Raw genomic sequence first — 14,651 nt, forward strand, 5'->3', positions numbered from 1 at the left:
CCCGCGATCACCGCCCGCCGGGATCGCCCGACCCGCGCCGTCGTCTGTCCCCCCACCGGCGCAGCGACGATGACTGCTGATCAGACACCGCACACCTTCCAGGTCGATCTGCGCGGACTCGTGGATCTTCTCTCCCACCACCTCTATTCGAGCCCCCGGGTCTACCTGCGCGAACTGCTGCAGAACGCCGTCGACGCGATCACCGCGCGCCGCGCCGAGCAGCCCGATGCCCCGGCACGGGTCCGGCTGTACGCGGACGGCGGCAGCCTGCGCGTCGAGGACAGCGGCATCGGGCTGACCGAGAGCGACGTCCACAACCTGCTGGCCACGATCGGCCGCAGTTCGAAGCGGGCGGACGCCGCCGGCGTCGCGAGCGCCCGAGCCGAGTTCCTGGGGCAGTTCGGCATCGGTCTGCTCGCCTGCTTCGTGGTCGCCGCAGAGATCCGGGTGGTCAGCCGCAGCGCCCGTACGCCCGCCGCCCCACCGGTGGAGTGGACGGCCCGCGACGACGGTTCGTACACCGTCCGCACGCTCCCCGACAGCGCGCGCACGGAGCCGGGCACCACCGTGCACCTCACCGCACGCCCCGGCTCCGGCGAGTGGCTGTCCGAGGAGCGGGTCCTCGCGCTGGCCCGCGAGTACGGCTCGCTCCTCCCGTACGAAGTACAAGTCGGCGACGCGCCGGTCACCGAACTGCCCGCGCCCTGGGACCGCTCGTACGCGAGCCCGGCGGCCCGGCGGGTCGCGCTCGCCGGCCACTGCCGGGACGTCTTCGGGTTCACCCCGCTCGACTCGATCGACCTGGATCTTCCGGTCGCCGGGATCCGCGGTGTGGCGTACGTCCTGCCGTCGGCCGTCAGCCCCGCCCAGCGCGCCGGTCACCGGGTCCACCTGAAGGGCATGCTGCTCACCGAGCGGGCCGACGGGCTGCTGCCCGACTGGGCGTTCTTCGTGCGCTGCGTCCTCGACACGGACAGCCTGCGGCCGACCGCCTCACGCGAGTCGCTGTACGAGGACGAGACGCTGGCGGGCGTACGGGACGCGCTCGGGGCCGCCGTACGGGACTGGCTCGGCGAGCTGGCCGCGGGTGCCCCGGAGCGTCTGGAGGAGTTCCTGGCCGTGCACCACCTCGGTGTGAAGTCGCTGGCCCGCCACGACGGCGAGATGCTGCGGACGATGCTGCCGTGGCTGCCGTTCGAGACGACGGACGGCCGGCTCTCGCTGGAGGAGTTCGCCCGCCGTCACCCGGTCGTGCACTTCACCCGTACCGTCGAGGAGTACCGGCAGGTCGCCGCGATCGCGACCGCGCAGGGCATCGGCGTCGTCAACGGCGGCTACACGTACGACACGGAGCTGGTCGAACGCCTCCCCGAGGTCCGTCCCGGCACCGCCGTCGCGGAGCTCGACGCCGAGACCGTGACCGCCCATCTCGACTCGGTCGACCCGGCGCAGGAGCTGGCGCTCTCGTCGTTCCTCTCGGTGGCGCGTGCCGCGCTGGATCCGCTGGGCTGCGACGTGTCGCTGCGCTCCTTCCATCCGCTGACCGTGCCCGCGCTACACCTGGACGACCGCGCGGCCCGCCACGAGCAGGCCCGGGCGGACGCCGAGGAGCAGGCGGACGACCTGTGGGCCGGCATCCTCGGCTCACTGCGCGGCAGCGCGCCGAGGGCCCGGCTGGTCCTCAACCATCTGAACCCGCTGATCCGCCGGATCGGTTCGCTCGACGACCCGGAGCTCGCGGGGACGGCCGTCGAGGCGCTGTACGGGCAGGCCCTGCTGATGGCGCAGCGGCCGCTGCGCCCGGCGGACTCGGCGCTGCTCAACCGGGCGTTCGCGGGACTGCTCACCTGGGCCACCCACCACGGGGAGAACGACGCATGACCCTGACCTTCGAGGCCCTCCGCGAGGCGATGCGGGACAACGCCCAGCAGCCGGAGGGACCGGCGCGCAACGCGCGCGCCGAGCGACTCCTCGCCGAGGCCGAGCTGATCGGCGAGCCACTGGCCGTCATCGAGGCGCTGGGCCATCAGCTCCAGGCGTACAACTACAGCTCCGAGAAGGCGAAGATGTTCGTGCCCTTCTCGCGGCTGCTGCGGATGTGGGACGCCAACCCGGCGGACTTCGACGCGTACGAGGCGCATTCCCTGCACTGGGTCTTCAAGTGGGTCTCCAGCGGCATGCTCGACCAGCCGCACATCCCGCTCGTCTCGATCGAGAAGTGGCTCGGCGAGATGGAACACCGCTACCGGCTGGCGGGCCACTCCGAACGGGCCGTGCGGCAGGGCGAGTTCCGGGTGGCGCGGCACATCGGCGACCTGGAGCGGGCCGGGCGGGCGTACGCGGCGTGGCTGGCGGCCGAGCGGGACCGGATGGCCGACTGTCACGCCTGCGAGCTGCACGGGCAGGGCGCGTGGTCGGCGGAGCTCGGCGACGACGAGCAGGCCCTGCGGACCTGGGCGCCGGTCCTCGCGGGCGAGCACACCTGTGCGCACGAGCCGCACGCGGTCCTGGCCTCCTCGCTGCTGCCGCTGGTGCGGCTCGGCCGGGCCGACGAGGCCCGCGCGCACCATCTGCGGGGCTACCGGCTGGTGCGGCCCATGGAGAGCATGCGGGGCGCGGCGGCGGACCACATCGAGTTCTGCGCGCTGACCGGGAACGAGGCGCGGGGCCTGGAGATCCTGGCGGAGCGGCCGGCGTACCTCACGGACGGCGGCGATCCGGACAGCCACATGGACTTCCTGGCCGTGACGGCGCTGCTCCTCGACCGGCTGGTGGAGCTGGGGCTCGGCGCGCAGTCGGTGCCGGGTCCGGCGAGGGCCGAGGGCGCGCCGTGGACCGCCGGCGAACTGGCCGCCCACGCGCGCGTGGAGGCGCTGGCGATCGCGCGGCGCTTCGACGAGCGCAACGGTACGGGGCGGGTCAGCGCGCTCGTACGGGCCCGGATGGACGCGCGGCCGCTCCTGGACCGGCTGCCGCTGGGGGTACGAGCGGCGGGTCCGGTGCTGCCCGCGTCCGCGCCCGCGCGCGTGGCGGAGCCGGCGCTGGAGCGGGGCGACCTGCTCGCGGAGGCGCGCCGGCTGTCTGCGGAGCGGAGTCCGGCCGCGCGCGCCGCGTGGGAGGCGGTGGGGGCCGCCGCCGATCTCGAACTGGACGTGCTCGGGCGGGCCGAGCTGGACGACCACCGGGCCATGGCGATGGACCTCGGTCCCGCCGAGTCGGTCGGGCTGTTCCACCGGGCCGCGGAGGGGTACGAGTCGGCCGGCGACCGGGGTGAGGCGGAGGCCGCCCGGGCCAGGGCGGCGTACGCGCTCGCGCTCGACGGGCGGGTGGCCGAGGCGACGGCGGCCGTCGACGAGGCGATCGCCCGGGTGCTCGCGCTGCACACCGAGGGGGCGGCCACGCCCCGGCAGGCGGCGGGTGCGCTGCTGAGCCGGGTCCGTATCGGGCTGCTGCGGCTGCACCCGGCCGACGGCGACGACCACGACGGCGTCGGGGAACTGACGCGGGCCGTGGACGAGCTGCTGGCCTTCACCGCCCCGTACGCGGACGATCCGCTGGTCGCGGACCGGGTCGCCGAGGCGGAGGCCGTACGGGGCGAGATCGCCGCGCACGAGGGGGACGCGGAGGGGGCGGCCCGGCAGTTCACGTACGCGGCGGAGATCTATCACCGGATCGGGATGCCCTGGTACGCGGTGGAGCCGGAGGCCCGGCTCTCGCGGATCGCCCTGCACACGGGCGACCTGGAGACGGCCGAGCGGGCGGCGCGGGCGGCCCTCGACCACGCCTCGGAGCACGCCGGGGCGTCCGGGCAGACCCGGCTCAGGCTCCAGCTCGCCGAAGTCCTCGGCGAGGCGGGGCGGTTCGGCGAGGCGGGGGCGCACGCCCTGGAGGCGGCGCACTGGGCCGACGAGGCGGGCGAGAGCCGGGGCATCGGCGCGTACGCCCGACACCAGCTGGGCGGTTGGCTGCTGCGGGAGTCGCGGGTCGAGGAGGCGGCGGCGATTCTGGAGGCGGTGCTGCCGGACCTGTCGGTGGAGGAGCACGGCGACGGGATGGTCGTCCAGACGCTGTGGTGGCTCGGCGACTGCCTCTCGAAGCTGAACGAGCCCCGGGCGGCGGCGGAGCAGTGGCTGCGGGCGGCGGAGCTGGCGAAGTCGTGGCCGGAGCAGCGGGACCACGCGGTGCTCGCGAACCTGGCGGCGCAGGCGCTGCTCGCGGCGGAGCTGCGGCCGGAGGCCGCGGCGGCGTACGAGCGGGCGGGCGAGCTGTGGAGCGCGCTGGGCGACACGGCGGCGTATGTGCGGACCCTGCGGGTCCGGGCCTGGATCGCGGGCGCGGACGGGGAGGGCAGGGCGCTGATGGACGCGGCGGCGGAGGCGTGCGGGGCGGACGTGGTGGAGCGGGGGGACACGTACGTCCAGGCGGCGGAGCTGTTCGGGGAGGCGGACGCGGGGGCGGCGCTGTCGTACGCGACACGGGCGGTCGCGGTGTTCGCCGAGGCGGGCCCGGATCAGCGGGACCGCCGCACGGCCGCGGAGCTCCTCTCGGCCTGGCTCCACCTGGCCGTGGACGACCCGCCGTCGGCGGTGGCGCTGGCGCGGGGGGTGCTGGCGGAGTACGCCACGACGGAAGACGCGCCGGCCCCTACACGCCGCGAGGAGGCGGAGTCGGTCCTGGAGCGGGCGGGTTCGTGACGGCGGGGGTGGGTGGGGCGGGGACTCCCCCACCCCACCCCTCCCCGAAACCCTGACGGGAACGGGGACTCCGCCCCCGGAACCCCCAGAGAACTGCGGCAGCTTCGCGCCGCCCGCCGACGAGCCCGGCCGAGGTGCGGACGGTTCGCGCCGGGGTCCGCGCCGTGCCGGAGGGACGGTCGGGCCGGGGTGGCTACTCCACGCCGATCAGGAGCGGTGGGGCGCCCGCGCCCGCGTGGTAGGTCGTGGTGTCCACGGCCAGGTACGTCTCCCGGACGTGGCGTTCCAGGGCGTCCGACAGGGACGGTGGCGTCTCGTCCGAGACGATCAGGGTCACCAGTTCGCCGCCGGCCGAGAGCATGCGGTCCAGGACCGTTCGGGCCGTGTCCGTGAGGTCCTGGCCGATGACCGCCACGTCGCCCTCGATCAGGCCGAGGACGTCGCCGGCCTGGCAGACGCCCGCCGAGGTGAAGGACTGGTGTTCGGCCACCGCGAGTTCCGCGTACCGCGTCGCCCCCGCCGCCGCCGTCATCGCCACGACGTCCTCGTCGAAGCGCCGGTCCGGCTCGTGGACGGCCAGCGCCGCGATGCCCTGGACGGCCGCCCGGGTGGGAATCAGGGCGACCCGGATGCCCTCCGCGCGGGCCTGCTCGGCCGCCGCGCCCGCCGTGTGCCGCAGGTCGGTGTCGTTGGGCAGCAGCACCACCTCGCGCGCGTGGGCCCGCCGGATCGCGTCGACCAGGTCCCCGCTCGCCGGGGGCGCCCCCGGCCCGGCCAGCACGGTCGTCGCGCCCGCCTCCGCGCACAGGCCCGCGAGCCCCTCCCCCGGTACGACCGCCACGACGGCCCGCTGCAGCCGCTCCCGTACCTCCGAGGCGCCCGCGAAGTGCGTGACGCGGATCCGGTAAGGGCGCCCCGCCTCCACGCCCGCCTCCACGGCCGCCCCCGCGTCGTCGACGTGCACGTGGACGTTCCACAGGCCGTCCCCGCCGACGACGACCAGGGAGTCGCCCAGCGCGTCCAGCCGGGCCCGCAGCCGCTCCACCGCCGCGTCCTCGGCCTCCAGGAGGTAGATCACCTCGAAGGCGGGGCCGCCCTGCGGGGCGCAGTCCTCCAGCGAGGACACGGGCACCGCCCGTGTCGGCGGGCGCAGCTGCGCCTCGCCCGACACGGCCTCCACCAGCGCCCCGAGAACCGCCACCAGACCCCGTCCGCCCGCGTCCACGACGCCGGCGCGCTCCAGGACCGCCAGCTGTCGGGGGGTCGCCTCCAGGGCCGTCCTGGCACCCTCGTACGCCCCTCTGGCCACCGTCACCAGGCTTCCGCCGCCCCCGCAGGCGTCCGCCGCCGCCGTCGCCACACTCAGGATCGTGCCTTCGACGGGGTGGGCCACGGCCTCCCGGGCCGCGCGGGCCGCCGCTGTCAGGGCTCGGGCGAGGTGATCACCGTCCCGCCCGTCGGCGAGCACGGACGCCATGCCGCGCAGCAGCTGCGAGAGAATCGTTCCGGAGTTTCCCCGGGCCCCGATCAGCGCGCCGTGCGCCATGGCGCGTACGACGTCACCCGCGTCGGGATCGTCCGCCGCGAAGACCGCCTCGACCGCCTGGGCCGCGGACTCCACCGTCAGGTACAGGTTCGTTCCGGTGTCCCCGTCGGCGATCGGATAGACGTTGATCGCGTCGATCTCCTCGCGCTCCCGGCCGAGCGCGTCCAGCGCCCGTACGCACCAGGATCGGACCGCTGCGGCGTCCAGGGTCTGCGCGGTCTGCGGCAACTGGTGATCCTCCTGCTAGGCGGCCGTCTGCGGTGAGCTCACCGCAGGGTAGACCGGCTCGTGACCTGGGGCCGGGGCGGGGGCCGCGATGTCCGTGGTAGTTTCGTTCTACGGGAGCAGCCGTTGTATGCTGCTTCGGTTGCCCGGCGAGAGTCGGGCCATTCCCCCGGCAAGCCACTTCAGAACTCTGATTCCGGTGCGCCGGATTTCACTGTAAATCTGAAGTCTTTGGAGTGACCCGTGGCTGCCAACTGCGACGTCTGCGGCAAGGGGCCGGGCTTCGGCAACAACATTTCGCACTCGCACCGCCGTACGTCTCGTCGCTGGAACCCGAACATCCAGCGCGTGCGTGCCGTGGTCGGTCGGACGCCGAAGCGGCTCAACGTCTGCACCTCGTGCATCAAGGCCGGCAAGGTCTCGCGCTAACGCCGACGTTTCGTCGTAGCGCAGCCCCTGCGGTTGCCTTGAAAGGCCGGTTCACCTTGGTGAACCGGCCTTTTGCCATGCCCGGAAGCGCGCGCCCGGGAAGCGAGTGCCCTGGGAGCGCGCGCCCCGGAGGCGGGGCCCGCTAGCCGCGGAAGCGCCAGCCGTGGTCCACCGGGCCGATCCCCGCGCCGAGCGCGAACCCGGCCGCGATCGCCCCGGTCACGTACGCCTTCGCCTCCCGCGCCGACTCCGGCACGCTCAGCCCCTTCGCGAGACCCGACGCGACCGCCGAGGCGAGCGTGCAGCCCGTGCCGTGGGTGTGCCGGTTGTCGTGGCGCGGCGCGCGGAGCCAGTGCTCCTCGTCACCGTCGGTGAGCAGATCCACCGCCTCACCCTCCAGGTGCCCGCCCTTGATGAGCGCCCAGCGGGGCCCGTACGACAGGATCGCCGCCGCGGCCTCCCTCAGATCCGCCTCCGAGCCGACCCGTACGCCTGTGAGCTGCGCCACCTCGTCCAGGTTGGGCGTGGCGACCGTGGCGACCGGCAGCAGCTTCGTCCGTACGGAGTCCAGCGCCGAAGCCGCGAGCAGCGGGTCACCGTGCTTGGAGACCCCGACCGGGTCCACGACGACGGGCGCGTCCGTCCCGGCGAGGAGCTCGGCGACCGTTTCCACCAGCGCGGCGGAGGCCAGCATGCCGGTCTTCACGGCCTGGACGCCGATGTCGTCGACGACGGCGCGGTACTGGGCCCGTACGGCCTCCTCGGGCAGCTCCCACGCGCCCCGCACACCCTGCGAGTTCTGGGCCGTGACGGCGGTGATCACGCTCATGCCGTGGACGCCGAGGGCGAGCATCGTCTTCAGGTCGGCCTGGATACCCGCGCCGCCGCCGGAGTCGGATCCGGCGACGGTCAGGACGAGGGGCGGCGGCGTCACTCGTGGCCCCCGAAGTGGTCCCATCCGCCCTTGCTGTGCCAGGGCGCCCCGTCCACGGTGACCTGCGGCAGCGCGGAGGGGTTCAGGACCTCGCCGATGACCTTCCAGCGGGCCGGCAGCTTCACGTCCGGGGGGAAGGTGGCCACGATCGCGTGGTCCTCTCCCCCGGTGAGCACCCACTGCAGCGGGTCCACACCGACGGCCTGGCCGATGTCGTTCATCTGGGTGGGGATGTCGATGAGCCCCGAGCGCAGGTCGATGCGGACCTTGCTGGCCTCGGCGATGTGGCCCAGGTCGGCGATGAGCCCGTCGCTGACGTCGCACATGGCGGTGGCGCCGAGCCCGGCGGCCGCGGGGCCCGCGTGGTAGGGCGGCTCGGGCCGCCGGTGGGCCTCGACGAAGGCGCGCGGGGAGCGGAAGCCGCGGGAGAGCACCGCGTAGCCGGCCGCGGACCAGCCGAGCCAGCCGGTGTACGCGACGACGTCGCCGGGCTGGGCCCCGCCCCGGGTCACGGGGTCGTGGTTGCGCAGATCGCCGAGGGCCGTGATGGCGACGGTGATGGTGTCGCCCCGGACGACATCGCCGCCGACGACGGCCGCGCCCGCGACCTGGCACTCGTCCCGCAGGCCGTCCATCAGCTCGGTGGGCCAGGTGACCGGGAGTTCGGCCGGGACGACCAGGCCGAGGAGGAGCGCGGTGGGGACGGCGCCCATCGCCGCGATGTCGGCGAGGTTCTGCGCGGCGGCCTTGCGGCCGACGTCGTACGCCGTCGACCAGTCGCGGCGGAAGTGACGTCCTTCGAGCAGGATGTCCGTACTGGCCACCACGCGCCGGTCGGGTGCGGAGACGACCGCGGCGTCGTCGCCGGGTCCGATCCGCACCGCCGGGGTGGAGGTGAGCCGGGAGGTGAGCTCTCTGATGAGCCCGAACTCCCCCAACTCTCCTACTGTGCCCTTCACCGCGTCTCACCTCGTGTTGTCGTGCGGTACCGTCAATGAGGAACCGTCTAGACCGTCAACTGCTGTCTTGTCTACGCCACACTGTGGGCGCCTCGGGACACGCAGGTCTCCCCGCGGCCCGCGGCGACGCGGTACCGTGGCGTCTCTTTCTCCCACAAGATCCTCGTGGCCGCCCTGGAGGTTCCGTGGTACAGGCGTACATCCTCATCCAGACCGAGGTGGGCAAGGCGTCGACCGTCGCCGAGACCATTTCCAAGATCGCGGGAGTGATCCAGGCGGAAGACGTGACGGGCCCGTACGACGTCATCGTCCGCGCCCAGGCCGACACCGTCGACGAACTCGGCCGCATGGTGGTCGCCAAGGTCCAGCAAGTGGAAGGCATCACGCGGACCCTCACCTGCCCGGTCGTGCATCTGTAGCCCCCGTCTACCCTTGGCCGGTGATGTCTTCCCACCGGCCTTTCGGCCTGCCCGCCGCCGTCGCGGCCGCGTTGCTGCTGCTGACTGCCGCGGGCTGCTCCTCCACGGACGCGAAGGGTTCGATCCCGGTTCCCAGCCCGCCGGCCGCGGAAGCGACCCTCTGCCAGGCCCTGGCGAAGGAGCTTCCCGAGACCGTGGCGGGGCTGGAACGGAACGATCCTGAGCCTGGCTCCGAGCTGACCGCCGGTTGGGGGGATGCGGCGATCGTACTGCGCTGCGGGGTCCCCCGGCCCGAAAAGATGACCGATCCGCAGACGCAGGGCGTCTCGGTTGACGGCGTGCGCTGGATGCTCGAACAGCGGGAGGGCGACGGACCCCGGTTCACCTCGGTGTACCGCGAGACGTACATCGAGGTGAGCCTCGACGAGCGGTACGCGCATGACATCGGCCCGCTCGTCGATCTCGCCGCCCCCGTGAAGAAGGCCGTGCCCTGCGCACTGGAACCGGAGTGCGACTAGGGCCTTCCGCTAGCGCAGGCCCGTGGAGCGGGTGAGGGCGGCCTGGATCAGGCGGTCCACCAGCTCGGGGTAGCTGACGCCGCTCTCCTGCCACATGCGCGGGTACATGGAGATCGGGGTGAAGCCCGGCATGGTGTTGATCTCGTTGATCACGAACTCGCCCTCCTCCGTGAGGAAGAAGTCGGCGCGGACCAGGCCCTCGCAGGAGACGGCCTCGTACGCGGCGACCGCGAGGCGCTGGACCTCGGCGGTGGCCTCGTCGCCGATCGGCGCGGGGACGATCCCGGACGCCGAGTCGATGTACTTGGCCTCGAAGTCGTAGAAGTCGTGGTCGGTGACGGGCGGGATCTCCGCCGGCACGCTCGCGCGCGGGCCGTCCTCGAACTCCAGGACGCCGCACTCGATCTCGCGGCCGCGCAGCAGCGACTCGACGAGGATCTTGGGGTCGTGGCGCCTGGCCTCGTCGATGGCCTCGTCCAGGCCGGAGAGGTCGTCGACCTTGGTGATGCCCATGGAGGACCCGCCGCGGGCGGGCTTCACGAAGAGCGGCCAGCCGTGGTCGGCTGCGAACTCGACGATCTTCTTGCGGGCGGCCGCGGGGTTCTGCTCCCACTCGCGCGGCCGGATGACCTCGTACGGGCCGACGGGCAGCCCGAAGGAGGTGAACACCCGCTTCATGTACTCCTTGTCCTGGCCGACGGCGGAGGCGAGCACGCCCGCGCCGACGTAGGGGACGCCGGAGAGCTCCAGGAGGCCCTGGAGGGTGCCGTCCTCGCCGTACGGGCCGTGCAGCATCGGGAAGACGACGTCGACCTGGCCGAGGGCCTTCGGCACGGAGCCGGGCTCGGTGTACACGACGTCGCGGTTGGCCGGGTCGACGGAGAGGACGACGGCGCCCTCCTCGGACTCGGTGAGGTCGGCGACGTTCGGCAGCGCGCGGTCGGCGATGGCCATCCGCTCGGGGGCGTCGGCGGTCAGCGCCCAGCGCCCGTCCGTCGTGATGCCGATGGGCAGCACGTCGTACTTGGTCCGGTCGATGGCGCTCAGGACGGCGCCGGCCGTGACGACGGAGATGGCGTGCTCGGAGCTGCGTCCGCCGAAGACGACGGCCACGCGCGGCTTGCGGGGGCTCTGGGTGTTCTCGCTCATAACGCGTTGAGCGTACCTTGCGTGTTCGATCCGCTTAAGAGCCCCGGCCCGCCGCGCGCGTCCGGCGTAGCGCGTGTCCCCCGGAGGGCGTCAGCGGCGCTCGGACTTGGCGCTGCGCGACATCAGTTCCTTGAGGGCGACGATCGGCGGCTTGCCCTCGTGGACGATCGAGACGACGGTTTCGGTGATCGGCATGTCGACACCGTGGCGGCGGGCCAGATCGAGCACGGACTCGCAGGACTTGACGCCCTCGGCGGTCTGCTTGGTCGCCGCGATCGTCTCCTCCAGGGTCATCCCGCGGCCGAGGTTCGTGCCGAAGGTGTGGTTCCGGGAGAGCGGCGAGGAGCAGGTGGCGACCAGGTCACCGAGGCCGGCGAGGCCGGAGAAGGTGAGCGGGTCGGCGCCCATGGCGAGGCCGAGCCGGGTGGTCTCGGCGAGGCCGCGGGTGATCAGGGTGGCCTTGGAGTTGTCGCCGAGCCCCATGCCGTCGGCGATGCCGACGGCGAGCCCGATGACGTTCTTGACCGCGCCGCCGAGTTCGCAGCCGACGACGTCGGTGTTGGTGTACGGGCGGAAGTACGGCGTCATGCAGGCGGTCTGGAGCCGCTGGGCGACCGATTCGTCGGCGCAGGCGACGACGGCGGCCGCGGGCTGCCGGGCGGCGATCTCCTTGGCCAGGTTGGGGCCGGTGAGGACCGCGACGCGCTCCACGGGCACGTCGGCGACCTCGGTGATGACCTCGCTCATGCGCTTGGCGGTGCCCAGTTCGACGCCCTTCATCAGGGAGACGAGGACGGTGCCGGGGGCCAGCTTGGGGGCCCACTCGGCGAGGTTGGCGCGGAGCGTCTGCGAGGGCACGACGAGGACGGTGAAGTCGGCGTCGTGGGCGGCCTCGGCGGGGTCGGTGGTGGCCCGGACGTTCGCGGGGAGTTCGACACCCGGGAGGTAGTCGGGGTTGGTGCGGGTGGTGTTGATGGCGTCGGCGAGTTCTGCGCGACGTCCCCAGAGGGTGACGTCGCAGCCCGCGTCGGCGAGCACCATGCCGAAGGCGGTGCCCCAGGATCCGGTTCCGAATACGGCTGCCTTGGTCACTTCATGCCCTCCCCGGCGGCCTTGCGCCGCTGTTCCAGCCGGGCCCTGCGGTGGTCGTACGGCTCGGCCGGCGCCTGCTCGCCCCGGACCTCCTCCAGGAGCGCGGTGATCGCCGCCATGATGACCTCGGTCGCCTCGCGCAGCACCTCCGGCGTGGGCTCCTGGCCGTGGAAGCGCGAGAGGTCGACGGGCGGACCGGCCTGCACGATCAGCGTCTTGCGCGGGAACAGGCTGAGCTTGTTCTCCTTGGCGTACGGCGGCATCGCGAGGTTGGCGCCCCACTGGGCGACCGGGATGACCGGGGCCTTGGTGAGGAGCGCGACGCGGGCGGCGCCGGTCTTGCCCGCCATGGGCCACATGTCGGGGTCACGGGTGAGGGTGCCCTCGGGGTAGAAGGCGACGCACTCGCCGCGCTCGATGGCCTCGACGGCGGCCCGGAAGGCGTCCAGGGCGTTGGTCGTCTCGCGGTAGACGGGGATCTGTCCGGTGCCCCGCAGCATGGTGCCGACGAACGAACCCTTGAAGAGGGCGGCCTTGGCGAGAAAGCGCGGAACGCGTCCGGTGTTGTACTGGAAATGCGCGTAGGACAGCGGGTCCAGATACGAGTTGTGATTGACGGCGGTGATGAATCCGCCGTCGGCCGGAATGTGTTCCGTTCCGCGCCAGTCCCGCTTGAACAGAACCACCAGTGGGGGCTTGGCGATGACCGCCGCCAGGCGGTACCAGAAGCCGATTCTGCGGCGGGACACTCGTGCACCTTCCTCTGGAGACTGGCGTGCAGGGGGCCAAGTGTCGCCCCATGCTCCTGGTCTGTCGAGAACACCGTACGCCCCGGGCTCGCGCGGGCGCCGGGCGCCGGGCCCTCCGGCCCGTCGGACGCGGGGGCGTGGTGTCGGGTCACAATGGGCCGCGATGAACATCGATCCGGACGACGGCTGGTCCCTGGTCGTGCCCCTGAAGCCCCTTGCGCGGGCGAAGAGCAGGCTCGCCGCGGCCGCCGGTCACGGCTTGCGTCCGCGGCTCGCGCTGGCGTTCGCGCAGGACACGGTGGCCGCGGCGCTCGCGTGCGGGCGGGTGCGGGATGTGGCGGTCGTCACGGATGATCAGGTGGCCGCGGCGGCACTGGCGGCGCTCGGGGCGCGGATCGTGCCGGACTCCCCGGCCGCCGGGCTCAACGAGGCGCTGGCGCACGGGGCGCGGACGGTACGGGACGCCCGGCCCCACGCGCGCGTGGCGGCGCTCAACGCGGACCTGCCCGCGCTGCGGCCCGCGGAGCTCGCCCGGGTCCTGGAAGCGGCCGGTGAATTCCCCCGGACATTTCTCGCGGATGCCGCCGAAATAGGTACGACATTCCTCTCGGCGGGTCCGGGCGTGGAATTGACACCTGCTTTCGGGGGTGCTTCGCGGCTCAGGCATTTGTCGTCCGGGGCGGTGGAAATCAGACTGGCCGGGGTGGATTCCGTACGCCGGGACGTGGACACCGGCGAGGATCTGGCGGCCGCGCTGGCGTTGGGGATCGGTCCGCGGACGGCCGCCCGCTGGGATCGTGCGGCCGGTGATCGCGCGGCCGGATAGGCTGCGGCCCATGCAGGCGACCGCGTACACGTACGACCCCGAGACCCGCAGCGGCAGTGTGCTGCTCGACGACGGCACCCCGGTGGAGTTCGGGGCCGAGGCCTTCGACGCGGGCGGGCTGCGGCTGCTGCGTCCGGGGCAGCGGGTGCGGATCGAGACGGAGCCGGGCACGGACGGCACGGGGCTTCGGATCACGCTGGTGACGCTGCAGACCCTCTGAACGATTCGACCGGCACCACTGGGCCGAACAGGGCGTACGCGCGGCCGAAGAACGTGTGAACGCGGCCGAACAGGGCGTCCACGCGCCGCGGGCCGGGCTCCCCGAGGGGAGCCCGGCCCGGCGTGTGAGTGGCCCTCGACCCTTGTGCCGCTTACTCCTACTTCTTCGCGGCGGTCTTCTTGGCGGTGGTCTTGCGCGCCGTCGTCTTCTTGGCGGGCGCCTTCTTCGCCGTGGCCTTCTTCGCCGGCGCGGTCTTCTTGGCGGTGGCCTTCTTCGCCGCCGCGGTGGTGGTCTTCTTCGCGGGCGTCGCCTTCTTGACCGCCGCCGTGGTCTTCTTGGCCGCCGCGGCGGTCTTCTTGGTGGTGGCCTTCTTGGCCGCCGTGGTCTTCGCCGCGGTGGTCTTCTTCGCCGGGGTGGCCTTCTTCGCGGCCGCCTTCTTGGCGGTGGTGGCCTTCTTGGCCGCGGCCTTCTTCACGGTCGCCGAGGCGCCGCCGCCCATCAGGCTGCCCTTGGGCGCCTTCTTGACCGCGACCTCGCCACCCTTGGGGAGCTTCTTCGAGCCGCTGACCAGGTCCTTGAAGCCCTGACCCGCACGGAAGCGCGGAACCGAGGTCTTCTTGACCCGCACGCGCTCACCCGTCTGCGGGTTACGGGCGTACCGGGCCGGACGGTCGACCTTCTCGAACGAGCCGAAGCCGGTGACCGAGACACGGTCCCCGGAGACCACGGCACGCACGATGGCGTCGAGCACGTGGTCGACGGCGTCGGCCGCCTGCTGGCGACCGCCCATCTTGTCGGCAATCGCTTCTACGAGCTGCGCCTTGTTCACGTCTTCCCCTTCGGAGACATTGCCAGAACGAAAGTGTTCAAGCTTTTTCGCACGTTAGGCAT

14 protein-coding genes are annotated in these 14,651 nt (G+C 73.0%); 7 read left to right on the forward strand and 7 right to left on the reverse strand.

Going from position 1 to position 14,651, the window contains the following annotated elements; translation table 11 throughout:
- Positions 1–69 precede the first annotated feature (69 nt).
- Together ACZ3OF_RS31455 and ACZ3OF_RS31460 are read left to right on the forward strand one after the other, a co-directional pair.
- Positions 70–1,881 carry an HSP90 family protein gene (locus tag ACZ3OF_RS31455; protein WP_361679082.1) on the forward strand — a complete coding sequence of 604 codons (1,812 nt, stop codon included), beginning with the start codon at positions 70–72 and terminating at the stop codon, positions 1,879–1,881.
- The gene (locus tag ACZ3OF_RS31460) at positions 1,878–4,694 is read left to right on the forward strand and encodes a tetratricopeptide repeat protein (RefSeq protein WP_467308165.1); all 2,817 of its coding nucleotides are present in this window, start codon (positions 1,878–1,880) and stop codon (positions 4,692–4,694) included. Before ACZ3OF_RS31455 ends, ACZ3OF_RS31460 begins: the two co-directional genes overlap by 4 nt.
- Before the next feature lie 193 nt (positions 4,695–4,887).
- On the opposite strand, the gene ACZ3OF_RS31465 is transcribed toward ACZ3OF_RS31460, so the two are convergent.
- Positions 4,888–6,468 carry a DAK2 domain-containing protein gene (locus ACZ3OF_RS31465; protein WP_361681659.1) on the reverse strand — a complete coding sequence of 527 codons (1,581 nt, stop codon included), beginning with the start codon at positions 6,466–6,468 and terminating at the stop codon, positions 4,888–4,890.
- A gap of 240 nt (positions 6,469–6,708) precedes the next feature.
- Between ACZ3OF_RS31465 and rpmB the strand changes: the two genes are divergently transcribed.
- Positions 6,709–6,894: a 50S ribosomal protein L28 gene (rpmB, locus tag ACZ3OF_RS31470; protein ID WP_003957616.1), complete on the forward strand. Its 186-nt coding sequence runs from the start codon at positions 6,709–6,711 to the stop codon at positions 6,892–6,894.
- A 142-nt stretch (positions 6,895–7,036) separates the two neighbouring features.
- Here the strand turns inward: rpmB and thiD are convergent, their stop codons facing one another.
- Both thiD and ACZ3OF_RS31480 read right to left on the reverse strand, forming a co-directional pair.
- Positions 7,037–7,852 (reverse strand): bifunctional hydroxymethylpyrimidine kinase/phosphomethylpyrimidine kinase, encoded by an 816-nt coding sequence (thiD, locus tag ACZ3OF_RS31475; RefSeq protein WP_361681662.1) that lies wholly within the window; start codon positions 7,850–7,852, stop codon positions 7,037–7,039.
- Positions 7,825–8,787 carry a thiamine-phosphate kinase gene (locus tag ACZ3OF_RS31480; RefSeq protein WP_352190330.1) on the reverse strand — a complete coding sequence of 321 codons (963 nt, stop codon included), beginning with the start codon at positions 8,785–8,787 and terminating at the stop codon, positions 7,825–7,827. The genes thiD and ACZ3OF_RS31480 overlap by 28 nt, the downstream gene beginning before the upstream one ends.
- Positions 8,788–8,972: 185 nt before the next feature.
- On the opposite strand from ACZ3OF_RS31480, the gene ACZ3OF_RS31485 reads away from it, so the two are divergent.
- On the forward strand, positions 8,973–9,206 hold the full coding sequence (locus ACZ3OF_RS31485) for an Lrp/AsnC ligand binding domain-containing protein (protein ID WP_352190331.1): 234 nt from the start codon (positions 8,973–8,975) through the stop codon (positions 9,204–9,206).
- Positions 9,207–9,229: 23 nt separating this feature from the next.
- Complete coding sequence (locus ACZ3OF_RS31490; RefSeq protein WP_361681718.1) at positions 9,230–9,724, forward strand: DUF3515 domain-containing protein; 495 nt, start codon at positions 9,230–9,232, stop codon at positions 9,722–9,724.
- A 9-nt stretch (positions 9,725–9,733) separates the two neighbouring features.
- Here the strand turns inward: ACZ3OF_RS31490 and ACZ3OF_RS31495 are convergent, their stop codons facing one another.
- The 3 genes from ACZ3OF_RS31495 to ACZ3OF_RS31505 all read right to left on the reverse strand — a co-directional run bounded on the left by ACZ3OF_RS31495 (position 9,734) and on the right by ACZ3OF_RS31505 (position 12,714).
- Positions 9,734–10,873, reverse strand: coding sequence for a D-alanine--D-alanine ligase family protein (locus ACZ3OF_RS31495; protein ID WP_467308171.1), 1,140 nt, complete (start codon positions 10,871–10,873; stop codon positions 9,734–9,736).
- A 90-nt stretch (positions 10,874–10,963) separates the two neighbouring features.
- Positions 10,964–11,965, reverse strand: coding sequence for an NAD(P)H-dependent glycerol-3-phosphate dehydrogenase (locus ACZ3OF_RS31500; protein ID WP_361681668.1), 1,002 nt, complete (start codon positions 11,963–11,965; stop codon positions 10,964–10,966).
- The gene (locus tag ACZ3OF_RS31505) at positions 11,962–12,714 is read right to left on the reverse strand and encodes a lysophospholipid acyltransferase family protein (RefSeq protein WP_467308173.1); all 753 of its coding nucleotides are present in this window, start codon (positions 12,712–12,714) and stop codon (positions 11,962–11,964) included. The genes ACZ3OF_RS31500 and ACZ3OF_RS31505 overlap by 4 nt, the downstream gene beginning before the upstream one ends.
- A 163-nt stretch (positions 12,715–12,877) precedes the next feature.
- Between ACZ3OF_RS31505 and cofC the strand changes: the two genes are divergently transcribed.
- Together cofC and ACZ3OF_RS31515 are read left to right on the forward strand one after the other, a co-directional pair.
- The gene (gene cofC / locus ACZ3OF_RS31510) at positions 12,878–13,540 is read left to right on the forward strand and encodes a 2-phospho-L-lactate guanylyltransferase (protein ID WP_361681674.1); all 663 of its coding nucleotides are present in this window, start codon (positions 12,878–12,880) and stop codon (positions 13,538–13,540) included.
- A 10-nt stretch (positions 13,541–13,550) separates the two neighbouring features.
- Positions 13,551–13,760, forward strand: coding sequence for a hypothetical protein (locus ACZ3OF_RS31515; RefSeq protein ID WP_361681677.1), 210 nt, complete (start codon positions 13,551–13,553; stop codon positions 13,758–13,760).
- A 157-nt stretch (positions 13,761–13,917) separates the two neighbouring features.
- Here ACZ3OF_RS31515 and ACZ3OF_RS31520 read toward each other — a convergent pair whose 3' ends face one another.
- Positions 13,918–14,589, reverse strand: a complete 672-nt coding sequence (locus ACZ3OF_RS31520; protein ID WP_467308176.1) for an HU family DNA-binding protein — start codon at positions 14,587–14,589, stop codon at positions 13,918–13,920.
- Positions 14,590–14,651: the final 62 nt, after the last annotated feature.

Source organism: Streptomyces sp. NPDC022552 (assembly GCF_055561875.1).

What these genes read in the sequence shown, in the direction of transcription:
- ACZ3OF_RS31455 (WP_361679082.1), top strand. Translation starts at nt 70, where the DNA reads ATGACTGCTGATCAGACACCGCACACCTTCCAGGTCGATCTGCGCGGA.
- ACZ3OF_RS31460 (WP_467308165.1), top strand. Translation starts at nt 1,878, where the DNA reads ATGACCCTGACCTTCGAGGCCCTCCGCGAGGCGATGCGGGACAACGCC.
- thiD (WP_361681662.1), bottom strand. Translation starts at nt 7,852, where the DNA reads ATGGGACCACTTCGGGGGCCACGAGTGACGCCGCCGCCCCTCGTCCTG.
- ACZ3OF_RS31490 (WP_361681718.1), top strand. Translation starts at nt 9,230, where the DNA reads ATGTCTTCCCACCGGCCTTTCGGCCTGCCCGCCGCCGTCGCGGCCGCG.
- ACZ3OF_RS31495 (WP_467308171.1), bottom strand. Translation starts at nt 10,873, where the DNA reads ATGAGCGAGAACACCCAGAGCCCCCGCAAGCCGCGCGTGGCCGTCGTC.
- cofC (WP_361681674.1), top strand. Translation starts at nt 12,878, where the DNA reads ATGAACATCGATCCGGACGACGGCTGGTCCCTGGTCGTGCCCCTGAAG.
- ACZ3OF_RS31515 (WP_361681677.1), top strand. Translation starts at nt 13,551, where the DNA reads ATGCAGGCGACCGCGTACACGTACGACCCCGAGACCCGCAGCGGCAGT.